Here is a 16,985-nt window from a genome sequence, read left to right as displayed (position 1 = left end):
GTTTATCCGCCGTGTCAGAGCTGCAGCGCAGCCTGGCGGCGGGCGCGCAGCATCGCCCAGAGGCCGAGCAGAATCATCGGCGAGGAGAGTACCATGCCCATGGTCAGCCAGTTGGTGCCGAGGAGGTAGCCGAGCTGGGCGTCGGGCTCGCGGAAGAATTCAACGAAGATGCGCGAAAGCGCATAGCCGCAGACGAAGACGCCGGAGATGAAGCCCGGGTTTTTCAGTGCGCGCATGCCGTAGACGAGGGCGGCGAGCACCAGAAGCAGGACGATACCTTCGAGGCCGGCCTCGTAGAGCTGGCTCGGGTGGCGGGCGAAAGGACCGCCGGTCGGGAAAACCACGGCCCAAGGCACGTCGGTCAAGCGGCCCCAGAGCTCGCCATTGATGAAATTGGCGATGCGGCCGAAGAACAGGCCGAAGGGAACGACCGTGGCGACGATGTCGAACAGGCTCCAGACCGGAATTGCGTGGCGGCGGGCAAAGAGGATCATGGCAATCGTCGTGCCGGCCAGGCCGCCATGGAACGACATGCCGCCGTTCCAGATCTGAACCGCACGAACGGGATCATGCAGGACGGCTGTGAGATCATAGAAGAAGATATAGCCGAGGCGACCGCCGAGGACGACGCCGATGGCTGCCCAGACGATAAAATCGTCGAGCTGCACTCTCGATATCGGCGACGCGTTGCCGGGCCAGAGACTGTCATTGGCGGCGATCCGGCGCGCATAGGCCCAGCCGAGCAGAATGCCGGCTACATAGGCGAGACCGTACCAGTGAATCGCCAGCGGACCGATCGAAAAGGCGATCGGATCGATGTCCGGGAAAGGCATGATGGCAAGGAGATCGGCGGCTATCGGCAAGGTTTTCCCATCCGTTGAAGTCGGCGGAACATGCCGCTGCGATCCCGGACGGTCAAGTCCATTGTTCGTGATCTCGCTTCCGCAACCCGGCCCGGCGACGACTATGCCATGCAAAGCGCTTGCATCCCTGGTGGCGAAGCCCTACCTCAATCTTCGAGGCCCTGAAGGGCCGAATTCACCGCATCCGAAGGGAGAAAAACGCCATGACGACCGGAACGAACCGCATCATGGATGAGTTCGCCAAGCTGATGACCGACGCGGCAGGTGCTGCCCAGGGAGTCCGCAAGGAGATCGAGACGGCTTTCAACGCCCAGGCCGAGCGTTGGCTGAACAGCATGGACGTCGTCAAGCGCGAGGAATTCGAGGCCGTGCGCGAGATGGCGATCAAGGCACGCGACGAAAACGAGGCGCTTGCCGCCCGCATCGCGGCTTTGGAAGCGAAGCTTGCCGGCGAGGGTCACTGATATCCCGGTACGGTGCAGACGCGGCGTTGCCTTCATGTCACACGTCGCGTCTGTCACAAAAAATTCCAGGTGAGTTTTCCACCTGTGGACACTGCCAAAAAAGCCAATTCGCAGAGTCGCTTATTCTCCCTTCTGAATTGAGTTTCGAAGAGCTTTCCACAACGGCCCGTCCGTATTTTCCTCTGAGGGGGCTGGCAGGTGGCAAGGGTCATTATAGACTGATTTTAAATGATGATTCGAAGCGACTTGGTAAGCTCCGGGCAGGTTATCTGCGTTAAGTCTGGCAGCGGTTCAACGATCATCCAGTGGTAGTTTCCGGTATTTGCGTGTGTCTTTCTTGTGTTCGTACACGAAGTTAGGTCGCATTCATTCCGGTCAAGAAGGTGCTGCATGAACCTGATGGAATTGGAAGTCGAGCGTCAGTCGAACCCGGTCGATATGATCGAGTACGTGGCCTCCAACAATGACTGGTCGTTCGAACGGTCCGGCGAGGACGAGATCGCGATGACGGTCGAGGGGCGCTGGGCGGACTATCATGTCTCCTTCTCCTGGATGGAGGAATTCGAGGCGCTGCATCTTGGCTGCGCATTCGATATCAAAGTCCCCGACATCAGGGTCAACGAGGTGGTCAAGCTGCTCTCGGCGATCAATGGGCAGGTGCTGATGGGGCATTTCGACCTCTGGCGCCAGGAAGACGTCGTCATCTTCAGGCAGTCGCTGCTGCTTGCCGGCGGCGCCGAGCCCACCAACCGCCAAGTGGAAGTGCTGCTTTCCAGCGCGCTCGACACCTGCGAGGCCTATTTCCAGGCCTTCCAGTTCGTCGTTTGGTCCGGCATGGATGCGGCCAAGGCAATGGAAGCGGTGCTGTTCGAAACGGTCGGCGAGGCATAAGATGCCAGCCAAGGCTTTCTCCGCGAAACATCCCGTCGTTCTGATCGGGGCCGGCAACATGGGCGGAGCGATGCTCTCCGGCTGGTTGAAGAGCGGCGTTCCGGGCTCGGCCGTCATCGTCGTCGATCCCGGCCCGTCACCGGCGATGCTGGCGACGATCGGCGAGGCGGGAGCGACCCATCTCGCGGCCGTTCCGGCAGCGTTGAAGGCAGGCGTATTGTTCCTTGCGGTGAAGCCGCAAGTGATGGAGGCGGTGTTGCCGGCGGTGAAAAGCGCTGTCGGGCCGGAGACGGTCGTCGTCTCGGTCGCTGCCGGCAAGACGCTCGGTTTTCTCGAAAAGCATCTCGGGAAAGCCGCCATGGTGCGGGCCATGCCGAACACGCCGGCCATGGTTGGCCGCGGCGTCACCGGGGCCTATGCCAATTCAGCGGTCAGCGATCAGCAGCGTGAGCGCGTCCATTCCCTTCTGCGCGTCTCCGGCCCGGTCGAATGGGTGCCTGGGGAAGCCGATATCGATGCCGTGACGGCGCTTTCCGGCAGTGGGCCGGCCTATGTCTTCTATCTCGTCGAATGTATGGCGGAAGCGGGCCGGAAGCTCGGCCTGCAGGCGGACCTCGCCATGCGTCTTGCGCGGGAAACTGTCGCGGGGGCTGGTGAACTTTTGCACCAGTCCCCCGACGATGCCTCGCGGCTGCGGCAGAATGTGACTTCTCCCGGCGGAACGACGGCGGCAGCACTCGCGGTGCTGATGGCCGAAAACGGCATGCAGCCTTTGTTCGACGCGGCACTCGCGGCAGCGCGCAAGCGGGCCGAGGAACTGGCCGGCTGAGAGACACCCATGGCCGAAGAGATCACCTACGCCGATTTCGATCGTGTCGACATCCGTGTCGGCACGATCGTCGAGGCCAGTCCCTTTCCGGAAGCGCGCAAGCCGGCGTTCAAGCTGGCCATCGACTTCGGCCCTGACATCGGCATAAAAAAATCATCGGCGCAGATCACCGTGCATTATACGCCGGAAAGCCTGGTCGGCCGGCAGGTGCTTGGCGTTGTCAACTTCCCGCCACGCCAGATCGGGCCGTTCCGCTCGGAAGTGCTGACGCTGGGCTTCGAGGATGAGAACGGCGCGATCGTGCTCGCCGCGGTCGAACAGCCGGTGCCGAACGGCCAGAAGATGATGTGAGCCTGAGCTCACATCCTTTCATCGGGCATTTCGCTTGATTTTCCCGCATCCGAGCCGTCACGCGCTCTGATCTCCTGCAGGAACGGATTGCTGCGCCGTTCATCGCCGATGCGGCTGCCAGGGCCGTGGCCGCAGATGAAGCCGACCTCGTCGCCGAGCGGCAGGACCTTGTCGCGGATCGAATCCAACAGTTGCTGATGATTGCCGCCCGGCAGGTCGGTGCGGCCGATCGAGCCGTTGAAGAGCACGTCGCCGAGATGTGCGAAATTCTGCGCGCGGTTGAAATAGATGACGTGGCCGGGCGCATGGCCGGGCGCATGATAGACCTCGAACTCGTGGGCGCCGAAGGAGACCCTGTCGCCATCCTTCAGCCAGCGGTCCGGCAAGACGTTGCGCAAACCTGAAATGCCGTAGTTGGCCGCCTGGGTTTCGATGCGCTGCAAAAGCGGCAGGTCGTCCTGGTGCGGGCCGACGATGTCGACGCCGAGGGCCTCTTTCAACTCCTTGGCGCCGCCGGCATGGTCGAGGTGGCCATGCGTCAGCCAGATTTCCTTGATGGTCAGGCCGTTTTTCTCGATCGCCTGGAGAATGAGCGGCACGTCGCCACCCGGATCGACGACGACGCCTTCCTGGGTGTCGGGATCGAAGAAGACCGTGCAGTTCTGTTGAAAAGGTGTCACCGGAATGATGCCGACCTGGAGCATGCCCATAAGTGCCTCGCTTGGTGTCTCGGGTTCTCAGGTATAGTTCGAAACGGTGGTAAGGACAGCCGGAATCTGTCGCTGCCACGACCTGTTTCACGGCAAAAACACCGACTGCAACACAAATTTATTCGGCTTTCGGCCATCCAAATGCAGCGGCAGAATCAATCTTTGCCCTGTTTTTCAAATATTTGCGCGTGGCTCTCTGGAGCCGCCGATTTGCCGGAGGCAAGGCGGGGGAACATCGTGGAACGCCGCGCGTTGTCCGGCCATCGAAACCAAGGAGACGCTCACATGACCTTGAAGAGAAACATCCTACTGGCTGGAGCCGTGCTCCTGGCGACCGGCGGTCTGGCGCAAGCGGAGATGGTGGCGACCACGGTCAACGACCTCAACGTCCGCGCAGGTCCGGGTCCGCAATATCCGGCAGTCGGCCTTGCCACCCGCGGCTCGACCGCAGTGCTCGATGGCTGCATCGAAGGCAGCCGCTGGTGCCGTGTCGATGTCAACGGCATACGCGGCTGGGTCTATGCCGATTATCTGCAGATGGAGTATGGCGGCAACCAGGTGATCGTCGAGCAGCATCGCGCCGAAATCGGCGTTCCCGTCGTCACTTACGAGTCGACCGCCAGCGTCGTCCCGGCTGACCCGCAGCCGGCGCCGGGCGACGAACTGATCGGCCCGGTCGGGGCTGTCGAGACCATCACTCCGCCGGAGACGGTGCGCACCTATATCGAAACCAATCCGACTGACACGGTGCGGCTCGGCGGCGATGTCGTCGTCGGTGCGGAGGTGCCGGCTGATGTCACCTTCCAGACCATCCCCGACTATGAATACCGCTATACCAGGATCAACGACCGTCCCGTGCTGGTCGATCCCGGCACGCGCCGGATCGTCTATGTCTATCAATGATATGATCGATCAAAGCTGAAGCGAGGCGGCCCGCGGGCCGCCTTTCGTTTGATGGATACTTCGCGACCCCCGGCGGTTCGCTGTCTCTTATCCGGCACCTTCAGCCGAGAACCTCGGCGGGTCATGGAAAAGACGTCGATATTGGCGTCTTCCAGGCGGCGAACGCCGTTGAACCATATTTCACCATCCAGCTGGTCGACGGGAACTGAAGCCGTCTTTGAACCTCCTCCGGCACTTCAAGCGCCATGCCTGTTGATTGTTGTCCTCATTACGTTTTATCCAAAGACGCAGGGGGAAATTGCGCGGTGCGCCGGAGTGCCGATGGGCCTTGGTTTCAATGAAATGCCAAGGAAATAAAAAATCCGTGCGGGGCTCGGTTCCCGCAGAAGCTGGCAGCGACGCAAATAGTCAACAAAAATTGACCCCGCGAAGACTTCCCGCAGTGCGTGGAAGAGAAAGGAATGCCGAGTGTCACGACAGACCGGTCCGAAAGCGGGCAAACCGGAGCCGCTGGCCACGCCGATGGAAGATACCGAGACGATCGATTTCGAGATCATCGAGCTGTTCTTCTTCGCTTATCGCGACTTCGTTTCCGATCCCGACGCCATCCTCGAAAAGAGCGGTTTCGGCCGAGCGCATCATCGTGTCGTGCATTTCGTCAACCGCAATCCCGGCATGACGGTGGCCGATCTTCTCGACACGCTGAAGATCACCAAGCAGAGTCTTGCAAGGGTGCTGAAACAGCTGATCGATTCGGGCTATATTCGCCAGGTGGCCGGACCTGAGGACCGGCGACAGCGCAAGCTTTATCCAACGAAATCGGGGCGCGAGCTGGCGCTTGCGCTTGCAGAGCCGCAATCGCGCCGCATTGAGCGGGCATTCGAAGGAGCCTCTGCGCAGGTGCGGGAGGGCGTGAAGGCCTTCCTCGGGGGCATGCGGGACAGAAAGAAGGCGGATTGAATGGCGGTCAAAACAGGTATTTCCGATGATGCGGCGCATCTGCTGGTGGTCGACGACGACTCCCGCATCCGCGCGCTGCTCAATCGTTATCTTGCGGAGAACGGTTTTCGCGTCACCGTCGCGGCCGACGGCGCCGAGGCGCAGCGCAAGCTTGCGGGTCTCGATTTCGATCTCATCATCATGGACGTGATGATGCCTGGTGAATCCGGCATCGACGTCACCCGTGGGCTTCGCGCCATCAAGAACGTGCCGATCATCATGCTGACTGCGCTGGCGGAATCGGGCAACCGCATCGAGGGCCTTGAGGCCGGCGCTGACGACTATCTCTCCAAGCCCTTCGATCCGCGCGAGCTGGTGCTGCGCATCAACAACATCCTGCGCCGCAACGCCGGGGGCGAGGGGCTGAAAATCGAACAGGTCATGTTCGGGCCCTATACTTTCTCCTTGACCCGCAAGGAGCTGAAGAAGTCCAGCGAGGTGATCCGGCTCACCGATCGCGAGCAGGAAATCATGCTGCTCTTTGCGCGGCGTGCCGGTGACACGATCCCCCGCCACGAACTGATCGGCAACGACACCGAGGTCGGCGAGCGAACGATCGACGTGCAGATCAACCGGCTCAGGCGCAAGATCGAGGAGGATCCGGCCAACCCCGTCTGGCTGCAGACCGTGCGAGGGATAGGATACAGGCTGAGCATCGACTAAAGCGTCGCGACCTTTCAGATTCGCTTGTCGCGCTTTAGATCTTTGTTTTTGCGCGTATCGCAAAACCGCTGCACAGTTTTGCGCGACATGCTTTAGTTTGAGGAAGCGGAACATGATGCCGATAATGGTATACACTTTCCGGCACCATGCTCTGAAAGACCAGGACCGACGCTGATGGCGACAATCGACAGCTTGCGGCGGGAAGACCGCGCTCCTGCTGCGGGCTGGCGCTGGATCGGCCGCTGGCTGCGGCGCCGATTGCCGACCGGACTTTACGCACGCTCGCTGCTGATCATCATCATCCCGATGGTGCTCCTGCAATCCGTCGTCGCCGCCGTGTTCATGGAGCGCCACTGGCAGATGGTGACGGAGCGGCTGTCGCTCGCCGTCACCCGCGACATCGCCGCGATCATCGAGATCGTCGAGACCTATCCGCAGAATTCGGACTATGGCGAGATTATCCGGATTGCGCGTGACCAGCTCAACCTGCAGATATCGATCGAGCCCGACGGTGACCTGCCGCCGCCGCGGAACAAGCCGTTCTTCTCGATCCTTGACGGCATCCTCAGCGACGAAATCACCGACGAGATTCGCCGGCCCTTCTGGATCGATACGGTCGGCAACTCGAATCTGGTCGAGATCCGCATCAAGCTGGAAAACAAGATCCTCAGGGTGCTGGCGAAACGCAGTCAGACCTATGCCTCGAACACCCATATCTTCATCGTCTGGATGGTCGGCACGTCGCTGGTGCTGATCGGCATCTCGATCCTGTTCCTCAGGGGACAGATACGCCCGATCCTGATGTTGGCGCGGGCGGCCGAAAGCTTCGGCAAGGGGCAGAAGCCCGATAATTTCTATCCGCGCGGCGCCGACGAGGTCCGCCGCGCCGGCCTTGCCTTCATTCTGATGCGCGAGCGCATCGAGCGGCAGATCGAGCAGCGCACGGCGATGCTCTCCGGCGTCAGCCACGATTTGCGCACCATCCTCACCCGCTTCAAACTGCAACTGGCGCTCGCCGGCGACAATCCCGATCTGCATGGTCTGAACGATGACGTCAATGATATGCAGACGATGCTGGAGGCTTATATGGCCTTCGCGCGCGGCGAGGTCGAAGAGGATGTCGGCGAACTGAAGCTCAGCGAGATCTTCGCCAAACTCGAATCCGATTTCGCCCTGCACGGCAAGACATTCGCCTATTCGATCGAAGGCGACGACGAGATATCGGTCAGGCCGAACGCCTTCATGCGCCTTGTCACCAACCTGGCCTCGAACGCGCGCCGTTATGCCAACAGGCTCGACATCGAAGCCAAACACAACGCCAAATGGCTGACTGTTATCTTCGACGATGACGGACCGGGCATTCCGGAGAAGAACCGCGAGGACGTGTTCAAACCGTTCTTCCGGCTGGATGCGGCGCGCAATCTCGATGCGTCAGGGACCGGACTCGGTCTGGCCATCGCCCGTGACATTGCCCGCAGCCACGGCGGCAACGTCACGCTCGGCGACAGCCCGCTCGGCGGCTTGAGGGCGACCATCCGCATTCCCGCTTAAACGGTGGTTGCAGTGAGCTTAACGGCGTTGCGCGCATCGAAATCGCCGAGGCGCTCGACGATCCATCGCCAGAGCGTTGCGACCTGCATGAGGAGGTCACGGCCGAGCGGCGTCAATTCGTATTCGACGCGCGGTGGTACCTCGGGATAGAGGGTACGAATGATGAGGCCGTCGCTTTCGAGGGTGCGCAGCGTCTGCGTCAGCACTTTCTGACTGATGCCCTCGACTCGCTCCAGCAGACGCGAGAAACGTAATGGCGCGCCGGCATCGGAGAGCACGTGCAGGATGCGCAGCGGCCATTTCGCCGCCGCCCGCTCGATCAAGGCGCGTGCTCGCGCATCCTGTTCATCCGTCATGTCACTGCAGAAATCGAATGTGTCGCAAGCCACCTTTGTTACCTCGAGGTGCGTATGGATCGTGTTGGTGCCTTCTTTCGATTGGAAACGATAGAACATACATGGGCAAGGAACCAATGAAGAAGAGGTTTCCGATGTCGAAGGTTTGGTTGATTACGGGGAGTTCGCGCGGTCTCGGCCGGGCGCTGGCGGAGGCAGTCCTGGCCGCCGGCGACAATCTGGTGGCGACGGCACGCAATCCCGCCCAACTTGCCGATCTTTCCGAGCGCTATGGCGGGCAGGTGTTGACGCTGGCGCTTGACGTGACGAACGAGGCCGCAGCGGCTGCAACCGTCGAGGCAGCCGTCAAGAGGTTCGGCCGTATCGACGTGCTCGTCAACAATGCCGGCTATGGCAACGTCGGCTCGATCGAGGATACCAGCCTTACCGATTTCCGCGCCCAGATCGAGACCAACCTGTTCGGCACGATCATCATGAGCAAGGCGGTGATCGCCTTGATGCGGGGGCAGGGGGCGGGCCATATCATTCAGTTCTCCTCCGTCGGCGGGCGTATCGGGCCTGCCGGCCGCGGCGCTTATTCAGCGGCAAAATTCGGCGTCGAGGGTTTCTCCGAAGTGCTGGCGAAGGAGGTTTCGCCATTCGGCGTCAGGGTGACGGTGGTCGAGCCCGGCGGCTTCAGGACGGATTTCGCCGGCGCTTCGACGGTGCTTGCCGAGGGTCGGGCGGAATATGCGGAAACGGTCGGCGCCACGGTGCGCTTTCAGCGCGAGTATGACGGTCGTCAGCCCGGCGATCCTGCCAAAGCGGCTGCGGTCATTATCCACATTGCCGGTCTCGAAGAGCCGCCGTTCCGGCTGTTGCTCGGCAGCGATGCGGTACGCAACGTCGAGAAGGCGGATGCCGCGCGCATCGCAGCCGACCGGGAATGGCGCGCCGTCAGCGTCTCGACCGATTTCGAGCCTGATGCCGAGGTGGGAGCGATGCCTTGGGAGAAGAAGGCCGGGTGAAGGGGGTCCAAAAGCAAAAGCGCCGCTGAGAAGCGGCGCTTTGTACCAGAGAAGTCGAGCGTTCAGCCGGCGGTGCAGAAGTGGCTGCGGCCGTCATAACCGATATAGGTGCCCGTGCGCGGATCGAACGAGCGGTAGCGATAGGAGCAGTAACGCTGCCATTGCGGCGACCAGGGCTCCACCGCCGTGCGGGCCGGCGCATAGTATCGCGGCTGCTCGACATATCGCGGCTCTTCGACATATACGCGGCGGGGGGCGCGATAGACCGGTGCCGGCTCATAATAATCCGGTTCGTAGGCCGGGTCGATATAACGGCGCTCTTCGTACACCGGGCCGTTATTGGCATTGGCGATGGCGGAACCGACGATCAGGCCGGTCGCAAGACCGACCGCACCGCCGACAAGCGCATCGTTGCCGCCGTGGCGGCGCCAATGGCGATCGCGAGCAGATGCCTCGCCGATGGCGGAGAGGGTAAGTGCGGCGGCCGTTGCCGTCAGCAGGAGAGTTTTTGCGAGCCTGTTCATCAGCAGAGTGTCCTAATCCCGGGAACCGAACCGGTTCCTTTCTCGATAATGCTAGTCCTACCGTTGGCTAGCTGAACGAAGGCTGAATGACAAAACCCGGCATTGCTGCCGGGCTTCAACTCGAAATTCGACAGCCTTGTTAAGGGTTTCAGCCCGCAATCTGCAGATTGACGGCCTTGGGGCCCTTGCCGCGGCGATCCGGCTCCGTGTCGAAGCTTACCTTCTGGTTTTCCGTCAGACCGGCCAGCCCGGAGGCCTGGACGGCAGAAATGTGAACGAAGATATCGGCGCCGCCCCGGTCCGGCTTTATGAAGCCGAAGCCTTTGTCGGTATTGAAGAATTTTACAGTGCCAGTCTCGGCCATGCGTCAGGTCCTTTTCTCTCTGCCCGCCATCCACACGGGCAGCATCATAGCATTGCCTCCTTGCGGGAGGTGTTGGCAGGCAATTCTTGAAATGTGAGAAAAAGGTCCCCTCTACCTCGGCCTGCCCCAGACAGGACTTTCGCCTGCCTTTTTGGAACCGGCTGACCGGAATATTAGCGTTTCCGGCGCGCAAATACTTAAGGACTTCCCATGCTCGCAAAATGCCCGAACGAGGCAAGAGTGCGGCGTTTCCGGGATTTTGGCAAGCAAAAGTTTTTTAACGTGTCGTTCAGGGCACACTCCCGCCAACAGCCTGTTTGCACAAAACGCAAAATTTCCTTCGCCGGAGGGGGATGATTAACGCTTTATATCGTCCGCAATATAAATTTCGAGCAGATTTTGCCGAAAATGCAACGTGAACGCGTCTTTCCGGTTAGGCGAAATTTTTTTCGGATTGCTTATGCTCCCATATTTGGACGCGTGTTCAAGCGGCCCGCAGGCTCCGGCGGGTGAAGCTCGGCACGAGTTCGACCACAAGCATAGCGATAAACATTAGCGCGCAACCTGTATAGCCGGTCGCCGACATCGACTCGCCGAGCAGCAGCGCTGCCAGCGATGCGCCGAAGAGAGCTTCGGAGGAGAGAAAGATCGCCGCCTGCGAGGGCGTCGTGTAGCGCTGGCCGATCACCTGCAGCACGAAGGCCAGGCCGGAGGAGAAGATGCCGACATAGAGGATCTGCGGGGCTGCGGCCCATATGGCGGGAAGGCTGATCGGTTCGACGGCTGCGGCAATGATGAGCGCGCAGACCGCGGTGACGGCGAATTGCGTGGCGGAAAGCGCGAGCGGCCTTGCGGTCTCGGAAACCGTCGTGCCGGCAAGAGTGATCTGGATCGACCAGAAGACGGCGCAGACGACGGTCAGCAAATCGCCTGAAGTCAGCGCCGAGAGATGACCGCCGGACAGGAGATAAATGCCCGCGACAGCCATCAGGGCGCCCGGCCAGATGATCCAATGCGGGGCACGGCGCAGGAAGAGCACGGCGATCAGCGGCACGAAGACGACATAGAGACCGGTGATGAAGCTGGAATTCGTCACCGTCGTCGTCTGCAGTCCTACCTGTTGCGTGGCGGCGCCGCCGAAAAGGGCAAGGCCGGTCAGCATGTAGAGTCCCGCATGCCGCTTGCTTGTCTTCGCCTTGGCCTTGCGCGCTTCGAAAAGGACGAAAGGCAGGACGGCAAATGTGGCGACGGCAAAACGCAGGCCGATGAACCAGAAGGGTCCGATCGCCTTCATCGCCGTCGACTGCGCGACGAAGCCGCCGCCCCAGATGGCGGCTGCAAGCAATAGGAGGAGATTCGCCTGAACGCGCGTCATGTCGTCCTCGAAGGGGGAAGGGGATGTGCCCCAGCGGTTAGCAGTTGTGTTTCCGTTCGGCAAGGGTGAGGTTTTGGCGGCTGACCGATGACGATCGGTAGCGTCTTGCGCGAACTCCACTTTGCTCTGAAACTTCTACCAGTTGGTGATCCGCTCTGTTCTCCAACCGCCCTGAGATCATGTTCCTGTGGAACAAAAGATGGTTGCGATGGCAATGCCTCCTGATTGCGTAGATGGTTAGAGCATATCAAGTGAATGTAATGGAGCGCTTTTTTATGGGCGGGAAATATTTAAGCTTTATTGCGCCGTTCGGTCTTCTGGTCGTTGCTACTGAACCGGCAAATGCCCGCGATGCTGTAAAAAGTGGAACAATAGAGCGGAACGGTTCGAAATTCAGTTACCGGGTTATCGTCCTAACTTCGAAAAATCGCAGAATTGAAGTCACTCACAGCGGGAAGAAATATATAGGCCCGCTGGCTGAGATGTCGTTTCGTGACCGCCATTTGCAGGTTTTCGAGATGGTGGCCAGGCTGATCAAAACCACCTGCCAGGACGGTGTCTCCTCGCTCGGAAATATTTGAGTGAGCAAGGATCCGGAACAGGATGAGGACCCTGAGGCTAGGCACCCTCAATACTTCATCTGGGAATATCGCTGTAAATAGCCGCCTCGAGGCTGACCGGGAACTCAGTCGTTGCTCGCCTGCGCCCTGGAAACCCTGAGCAGCGCGCCGTCGTCCTCGTCCGTCACCATTAGCAACGCGCCGTCGGGCGCGACGACGACGTCGCGGATGCGGCCGTAATTACCCTCGAACAAACGCTCCTCGGCAACGAAGGCGCCGCTCTTATCCCGCTGCATGCGCGAAAGCAGCTGGAATTTCAGCGCCGCTACGAGGAAGTCGCCATCCCATTCCGGGAACATGGCGCCGCGATAGACGGCGAGCGCGCCGGGCGCAATTGACGGATCCCAGTACTGCAGCGGCTGCTCCAGCCCTTCCTTGGCGGTACCTTCGCCGATCTCGGCGCCGGAATAGTCGCGGCCGTAGGTGATGATCGGCCAACCGTAATTCTTGCCGGCTTCGGGCTGGTTGATTTCGTCGCCGCCGCGCGCGCCGTGCTCGACCGTATAGAGCTTGCCGTCCTTGGCGTCGAAAGTGATGCCCTGCGGGTTGCGGTGGCCTTTTGACCAGAGTTCCGGTAGGGCCTTGCCGCCGTCCTTGAAGGGATTGTCGGCGGGGATGCTGCCGTCGGCATTGATGTGGATGATCGCGCCGGCATTGTCCTGCCAATCCTGGGAACGGTCGCGGTCGCCGCGATCCCCGACGCTGATGAACAGTGTGCCATCGCGGGCAATCGCGATCCGCGAGCCATAATGAATGTTGGTGGATGTGAAGCGCCGCATGCCGAACAGCGGCGTCACAGCCTCGAGCTTCTTCTCGTCAGCAGAAAGCATGGCGCTGAAGGCTTCGGTGCCGGAGCCCTGGCTATTCGCCATGGCGGCGGTGAAATAGAGCTTTCTGCTGGTGGCAAAATCCGGGGCGAGCGCGATGTCCAGAAGGCCGCCCTGGCCACGGGCGCTGACCTTGGGCACGTTGCCGATCGGATCTGACAGTTTGCCGTCGCGGATAATGCGCATGCGGCCGGGCCGCTCGGTAACGATATAGCCGCCGTCGGGCAAGACCTCGACCGCCCAGGGATGGTCGAGACCATCGGCGAGTTTTTCGACACGAACAGCGGGACCCTGTGTATTGACGGTATCGGCCGCGTTGGCCGGTATGGAGCCCGCGCACACCAGCGCTGCAGCGAAATGGAAGGCGGATACTCTCTTCATCTTGCTCCCCGTCGTCTCCTCATGCTGAACGTGGAGCGGGCAGGGGACGGCTTCAACCTCATTCGCCCTGCAATAACGGCTTTGTGTTTGCCGGTTGAATGGAGCCGGTCGCCTCGCCGTCGACCAATTCCGCTTCGACGATGTAGCGCAGCGACCCCGGTTCGGTCGCATCGAAGGGCCAGCAGGTCGTCAGCGCCAGGCGGCGACCGTCGGAGGCGGGATCGATGCCGCTCGCATCCCACGGGGCGATGCGACCTTCGCCCGCCTTGAAGGTCAACAGCTTGCCGTCGCGGCGGGTGATTTCGATGGTATCGCCGGGCCTTACATATTGGAGCCAGCGGAAATGCGTGTCGCGATGGGCGGCGATGACGGAGGTGCCTTGCTCGCCCGGCTGCGGCGTGTTGGCGAGCCAGGCGGGACCGAAGGCGAGGGCCTCGCCGGAGGCGCCGGAGAGCACGATGGCCTCCTTGCCGAGGCGCGGCGCGCGCACCTTGGCTTCCGTGGTAAAATCGGCCCAGGGCCAGGGCTTCATCTCTTCGCCGTGCAGTTCGGCGGCGAAAGCGCGCTTCAGCAGGACCTGCGAGAGCTCCGCCTTCGCCTTCAGCAGGACACCGTCGCCGATCAGCGCCAGGCCGTAAAGGGCAAGACCTGAAATGGCGAAGGCGATCGTCTTTTCGATCGGCGAAAGGCGCCAGAGGAAGAAACCCTTCTTCTGGCGCGCCTTCGGTCTGTCATGGGCCGTGGCCGCGGCCATGGCGAGTTCCAGATAGGTCGGAAGTGGCTCGAATTCGGCCGCTTCCTCGTTGCCGCTAGAGGCCATCGCGCTTGGCTCCGGCCTTGACGAGGCCCTTGATGCGGCGGCGCCAGATGGCGAGCCCGCTCGCCGCCGTCAGCGCCAGCAACAGCATGGTAAGCCCGCGCATGATCTGCTCGTCGGCCCGGGTCGCCGTCTGCGGCAGGTTCACGGTCGAACTCTTCTGAGCGATCAGCGTGGCGGCTTTCGCCGTCGGCGCTGCGGCCATCATGTTTGCGATCTCTGGCGATGCGGCAGGCTCCTGCGTGACGGCTACGGCTTGTTCCGGTGCTGCATTTCCTGCCGGATCCGCGGCGGCCCGGCGTGTCGCGCCGTCTGTTTCGCCGAAGATCTTTCCGAAGTCCCAGCCTTCGGGCAGGTTGATTGGCAGCTTTGCCGAGCCGAGCGGCTCGTTTACCGGCCGCGACGGCGTGACGTCGACGGCGACGAGGCTGGTGACGCGGGAGACGAGATGGTGGGCAAGCGCCACCGCCTCGATATCCTTGTCGAGCCCGGCAGGATCCTGGCGTTGATAGGCGCGGGCCTCGAAATCGTCGATCTTGCGCCGCGCCCAGAGCTTGGAGATGCCGTTGCCGTCGGCGGCGTGAGCGATATGCATCTCCACGCGCCAGGGCTGGTCGCCCGTCTTGCCGACGATCTGCAGCTTGCCGGCGGGCTTGTCCTGCTGCAGCTCCGCGGTCAGCACGACGGGCTCGCCGCTATAAAGATCCGGCATCGGGTTCGGCGTGATGTCCTCGGCTTCCACGCCTTCGAAGGTGGCGGCGATATCGGTCATGGCGGGGTTCTGCAGCTTGGCGAAGAGTTCGCCCATGCGGCTTGCCACCTGATCGGCCGAGCCGATCTGGGTGAAAGTGCCGCGGCCGATCTCGGCGGCCTTGGTCATGAAATAAGTGTTCGGCGCCGAGCCGATGCCGACGGTGAAGACGCGGGCATCGCCGCGGTTTGCGGTGATTTCCTGGAAGAGTTGCTGCTCATTGCCGATCGCGCCATCCGTCAGGAACACGACCTGGCGCAGCGCCCCGCTTGCGACCGGACCCTGGTTGCGCAACGCATCTTCAAGCGCGGGCAGCATTTCCGTACCGCCGTCGGCGGTCAGGCCCCTGACATAGGCAATGGCTCTTTCACGGTTGTCTGGGGTGGCAGAGACGAGGCCCTTGAAATAATCAGTCATCGTGTCGTCGAAACGGATGACGTTGAAGCGGTCGTCCGGGTTCAGCCTCGAGATGGCAAGGGCCAGGCTCTGCCTTGCCTGCTCGATCGACGGGCCGGACATGGAGCCGGAATTGTCGATGACGAAGACCACTTCACGTTTGGCCGGCGGTGCTGCCGCGTCTAGCGCCGTCGGCGGAGTGACGAAAGCGAGCAGATAGGTCTTGCCGTCCTTGACTTCGCGAAAGAGACCGGCGCTCGGCATCTTGCCTGGAGAAGCCTTCCAGGTGAGCTCGAAATCCTTGTCCGCCGGGACGGCATCTCCCTTCAGGCTGATCGTCCTCGCTTGGTCGCCGTCCTGTCCGATATCGACCGCGTGAAAGGACGATGTGACGTCACCGAGCGGAAAACCTGCCTTGAGGTTGACGGTCAGCGAGACCGGGTTGATTTTGGCATTCTCGCGCGGATCAAGCACCGGCGCTTCGATCTTCTCACGGTTTTCCACCGGGTCGCTCGGCGTGGCAAAGCCGGCGCCATTGTTGAATTCGACCGTCTGGACGATCGGCGCCGGATTGTAGCGCGGCGCGACGACCATCGGGAAGCGCAGCGAGAACTCGCCGCCCGACTGGCGGACCGCCTGCTGATACTCGATCTGCACGACGATCTCTTCGCCGGGGCCGATATTGGCGACCTGGTTGGTGAAGATGTTCGGCCGCTGCTGTTCGAGCAATGCCGTCTTCTTGCCCTCGGCCTTGGCCTGCTCGTAGATCTCGCGGGCTTCCTGGCGCGGCTTGATCTGGCCTTCGATGAAGCGTTCGCCGATCTGCATCTTCAGCGCGTCGACGGCGGAATTGTCCGGCAGCGGGAAGACATAGGTGCCCTCGACCCAGCCCTGGCTCGGGTTCTGGAAGCGCTGTGTCACCTTCACCCTGGCGATCGGGCCGGAGACATCGATGATGACGTCGGTCTTCAACCGCGGCGCCTCGACAAAAAAGCCCGGCTCCTTCGACGGGAAGAGCAGCGAGCCGCTATTGACGTCGTTCGGGCGGACAAGGGCCGCTAGCTGACCGGATGTCTGCTGTGCCTCGGCCCGCGCGGCGGAGGCAAGTCCCAGCATTGCTGCAAGGCAGGCGACAAAGGCGGTGGCGGCGACTAGAAATGAAATGGAAATCCGGCGCATGCGCATGCGCCCGATGGCGAACTCATCTTCCAGAAACATTGGCGTACCCTCAATGACCAATTTTGGATAGCGCAATGATGCGGCTTCGATCTCGGCGCGCTCGCGACCGAATTGCGGCGGCGTGCGGCATTTGTTGCGGCTTATTCGTGGCGAAGGACGAATCC

At 61.5% G+C, this 16,985-nt stretch carries 19 protein-coding genes; 10 read left to right on the top strand and 9 right to left on the bottom strand.

From position 1 onward, the window contains the following. Nucleotides 1-14: 14 nt before the first annotated feature. On the bottom strand, nt 15-863 hold the full coding sequence (gene lgt, locus N2597_RS14215; protein WP_183597121.1) for a prolipoprotein diacylglyceryl transferase: 849 nt from the start codon (nt 861-863) through the stop codon (nt 15-17). Between the two features lie 203 nt (nt 864-1,066). On the opposite strand from lgt, the gene N2597_RS14210 reads away from it, so the two are divergent. The 4 genes from N2597_RS14210 to N2597_RS14195 all read left to right on the top strand — a co-directional run bounded on the left by N2597_RS14210 (nt 1,067) and on the right by N2597_RS14195 (nt 3,398). Beyond that, nucleotides 1,067-1,327: an accessory factor UbiK family protein gene (locus N2597_RS14210; RefSeq protein ID WP_009997186.1), complete on the top strand. Its 261-nt coding sequence runs from the start codon at nt 1,067-1,069 to the stop codon at nt 1,325-1,327. A 390-nt stretch (nt 1,328-1,717) separates the two neighbouring features. Further along, on the top strand, nt 1,718-2,218 hold the full coding sequence (locus N2597_RS14205) for a type III secretion system chaperone family protein (protein WP_004680153.1): 501 nt from the start codon (nt 1,718-1,720) through the stop codon (nt 2,216-2,218). A 1-nt stretch (nt 2,219) separates the two neighbouring features. Beyond that, a complete protein-coding gene (gene proC, locus N2597_RS14200) occupies nt 2,220-3,047 on the top strand; it encodes a pyrroline-5-carboxylate reductase (RefSeq protein WP_096769028.1) in 828 nt (275 codons plus the stop codon). A gap of 9 nt (nt 3,048-3,056) precedes the next feature. Beyond that, nucleotides 3,057-3,398, top strand: a complete 342-nt coding sequence (locus N2597_RS14195) for a tRNA-binding protein (protein ID WP_009997183.1) — start codon at nt 3,057-3,059, stop codon at nt 3,396-3,398. Between the two features lie 8 nt (nt 3,399-3,406). On the opposite strand, the gene N2597_RS14190 is transcribed toward N2597_RS14195, so the two are convergent. Next, on the bottom strand, nt 3,407-4,108 hold the full coding sequence (locus tag N2597_RS14190) for an MBL fold metallo-hydrolase (RefSeq protein ID WP_183597123.1): 702 nt from the start codon (nt 4,106-4,108) through the stop codon (nt 3,407-3,409). Between the two features lie 285 nt (nt 4,109-4,393). Here N2597_RS14190 and N2597_RS14185 point away from each other — a divergent pair, with 285 nt between their 5' ends. The 4 genes from N2597_RS14185 to N2597_RS14170 all read left to right on the top strand — a co-directional run bounded on the left by N2597_RS14185 (nt 4,394) and on the right by N2597_RS14170 (nt 8,224). Next, complete coding sequence (locus tag N2597_RS14185) at nt 4,394-5,011, top strand: DUF1236 domain-containing protein (RefSeq protein WP_038690342.1); 618 nt, start codon at nt 4,394-4,396, stop codon at nt 5,009-5,011. Between the two features lie 468 nt (nt 5,012-5,479). After that, the gene (locus N2597_RS14180; RefSeq protein WP_009989765.1) at nt 5,480-5,971 is read left to right on the top strand and encodes a MarR family winged helix-turn-helix transcriptional regulator; all 492 of its coding nucleotides are present in this window, start codon (nt 5,480-5,482) and stop codon (nt 5,969-5,971) included. Beyond that, complete coding sequence (locus N2597_RS14175; RefSeq protein ID WP_038690340.1) at nt 5,972-6,673, top strand: response regulator; 702 nt, start codon at nt 5,972-5,974, stop codon at nt 6,671-6,673. Between the two features lie 174 nt (nt 6,674-6,847). Further along, nucleotides 6,848-8,224 carry an ATP-binding protein gene (locus N2597_RS14170; protein WP_009993233.1) on the top strand — a complete coding sequence of 459 codons (1,377 nt, stop codon included), beginning with the start codon at nt 6,848-6,850 and terminating at the stop codon, nt 8,222-8,224. Here N2597_RS14170 and N2597_RS14165 read toward each other — a convergent pair. Next, nucleotides 8,221-8,679 (bottom strand): winged helix-turn-helix transcriptional regulator, encoded by a 459-nt coding sequence (locus N2597_RS14165; RefSeq protein ID WP_106795469.1) that lies wholly within the window; start codon nt 8,677-8,679, stop codon nt 8,221-8,223. The genes N2597_RS14170 and N2597_RS14165 overlap by 4 nt on opposite strands. A gap of 35 nt (nt 8,680-8,714) precedes the next feature. On the opposite strand from N2597_RS14165, the gene N2597_RS14160 reads away from it, so the two are divergent. Then, entirely contained in the window at nt 8,715-9,587 is an 873-nt protein-coding gene (locus tag N2597_RS14160; protein WP_183597125.1) for an oxidoreductase, read from the top strand. Between the two features lie 62 nt (nt 9,588-9,649). Here the strand turns inward: N2597_RS14160 and N2597_RS14155 are convergent, their stop codons facing one another. From N2597_RS14155 to N2597_RS14145, 3 genes are all read right to left on the bottom strand, one after another. Then, complete coding sequence (locus tag N2597_RS14155; protein ID WP_009997151.1) at nt 9,650-10,111, bottom strand: BA14K family protein; 462 nt, start codon at nt 10,109-10,111, stop codon at nt 9,650-9,652. Between the two features lie 148 nt (nt 10,112-10,259). Continuing rightward, entirely contained in the window at nt 10,260-10,475 is a 216-nt protein-coding gene (locus N2597_RS14150; RefSeq protein ID WP_003561293.1) for a cold-shock protein, read from the bottom strand. Nucleotides 10,476-10,959: 484 nt separating this feature from the next. Then, nucleotides 10,960-11,850 carry a DMT family transporter gene (locus tag N2597_RS14145; protein WP_106795468.1) on the bottom strand — a complete coding sequence of 297 codons (891 nt, stop codon included), beginning with the start codon at nt 11,848-11,850 and terminating at the stop codon, nt 10,960-10,962. 260 nt (nt 11,851-12,110) lie between these two features. On the opposite strand from N2597_RS14145, the gene N2597_RS14140 reads away from it, so the two are divergent. After that, the gene (locus tag N2597_RS14140; RefSeq protein ID WP_225881385.1) at nt 12,111-12,431 is read left to right on the top strand and encodes a hypothetical protein; all 321 of its coding nucleotides are present in this window, start codon (nt 12,111-12,113) and stop codon (nt 12,429-12,431) included. A gap of 104 nt (nt 12,432-12,535) precedes the next feature. Here the strand turns inward: N2597_RS14140 and N2597_RS14135 are convergent, their stop codons facing one another. The 3 genes from N2597_RS14135 to N2597_RS14125 are packed head-to-tail and all read right to left on the bottom strand — an operon-like array spanning nt 12,536 to nt 16,860. Then, nucleotides 12,536-13,678: a PQQ-dependent sugar dehydrogenase gene (locus tag N2597_RS14135; RefSeq protein ID WP_096769031.1), complete on the bottom strand. Its 1,143-nt coding sequence runs from the start codon at nt 13,676-13,678 to the stop codon at nt 12,536-12,538. Between the two features lie 58 nt (nt 13,679-13,736). Continuing rightward, nucleotides 13,737-14,498 carry a class GN sortase gene (locus N2597_RS14130; protein WP_183597127.1) on the bottom strand — a complete coding sequence of 254 codons (762 nt, stop codon included), beginning with the start codon at nt 14,496-14,498 and terminating at the stop codon, nt 13,737-13,739. Next, a complete protein-coding gene (locus N2597_RS14125; RefSeq protein ID WP_183597129.1) occupies nt 14,488-16,860 on the bottom strand; it encodes a marine proteobacterial sortase target protein in 2,373 nt (790 codons plus the stop codon). The genes N2597_RS14130 and N2597_RS14125 overlap by 11 nt, the downstream gene beginning before the upstream one ends. Nucleotides 16,861-16,985: the final 125 nt, after the last annotated feature.

This window comes from Rhizobium sophoriradicis (assembly GCF_025200795.1).
Classification (GTDB): Bacteria; Pseudomonadota; Alphaproteobacteria; order Rhizobiales; family Rhizobiaceae; genus Rhizobium; species Rhizobium sophoriradicis.
Note: the sequence above shows the minus strand (reverse complement) of the source record. Positions and strands in the feature narration are given on the sequence as shown.

Coding starts and splice junctions, on each gene's coding strand:
- N2597_RS14210 (WP_009997186.1), top strand. CDS start 1,067: ATGACGACCGGAACGAACCGCATCATGGATGAGTTCGCCAAGCTGATG.
- N2597_RS14205 (WP_004680153.1), top strand. CDS start 1,718: ATGAACCTGATGGAATTGGAAGTCGAGCGTCAGTCGAACCCGGTCGAT.
- proC (WP_096769028.1), top strand. CDS start 2,220: ATGCCAGCCAAGGCTTTCTCCGCGAAACATCCCGTCGTTCTGATCGGG.
- N2597_RS14195 (WP_009997183.1), top strand. CDS start 3,057: ATGGCCGAAGAGATCACCTACGCCGATTTCGATCGTGTCGACATCCGT.
- N2597_RS14190 (WP_183597123.1), bottom strand. CDS start 4,108: ATGGGCATGCTCCAGGTCGGCATCATTCCGGTGACACCTTTTCAACAG.
- N2597_RS14185 (WP_038690342.1), top strand. CDS start 4,394: ATGACCTTGAAGAGAAACATCCTACTGGCTGGAGCCGTGCTCCTGGCG.
- N2597_RS14175 (WP_038690340.1), top strand. CDS start 5,972: ATGGCGGTCAAAACAGGTATTTCCGATGATGCGGCGCATCTGCTGGTG.
- N2597_RS14170 (WP_009993233.1), top strand. CDS start 6,848: ATGGCGACAATCGACAGCTTGCGGCGGGAAGACCGCGCTCCTGCTGCG.
- N2597_RS14165 (WP_106795469.1), bottom strand. CDS start 8,679: ATGTTCTATCGTTTCCAATCGAAAGAAGGCACCAACACGATCCATACG.
- N2597_RS14160 (WP_183597125.1), top strand. CDS start 8,715: ATGTCGAAGGTTTGGTTGATTACGGGGAGTTCGCGCGGTCTCGGCCGG.
- N2597_RS14155 (WP_009997151.1), bottom strand. CDS start 10,111: ATGAACAGGCTCGCAAAAACTCTCCTGCTGACGGCAACGGCCGCCGCA.
- N2597_RS14150 (WP_003561293.1), bottom strand. CDS start 10,475: ATGGCCGAGACTGGCACTGTAAAATTCTTCAATACCGACAAAGGCTTC.
- N2597_RS14145 (WP_106795468.1), bottom strand. CDS start 11,850: ATGACGCGCGTTCAGGCGAATCTCCTCCTATTGCTTGCAGCCGCCATC.
- N2597_RS14140 (WP_225881385.1), top strand. CDS start 12,111: ATGGAGCGCTTTTTTATGGGCGGGAAATATTTAAGCTTTATTGCGCCG.
- N2597_RS14135 (WP_096769031.1), bottom strand. CDS start 13,678: ATGAAGAGAGTATCCGCCTTCCATTTCGCTGCAGCGCTGGTGTGCGCG.
- N2597_RS14130 (WP_183597127.1), bottom strand. CDS start 14,498: ATGGCCTCTAGCGGCAACGAGGAAGCGGCCGAATTCGAGCCACTTCCG.
- N2597_RS14125 (WP_183597129.1), bottom strand. CDS start 16,860: ATGTTTCTGGAAGATGAGTTCGCCATCGGGCGCATGCGCATGCGCCGG.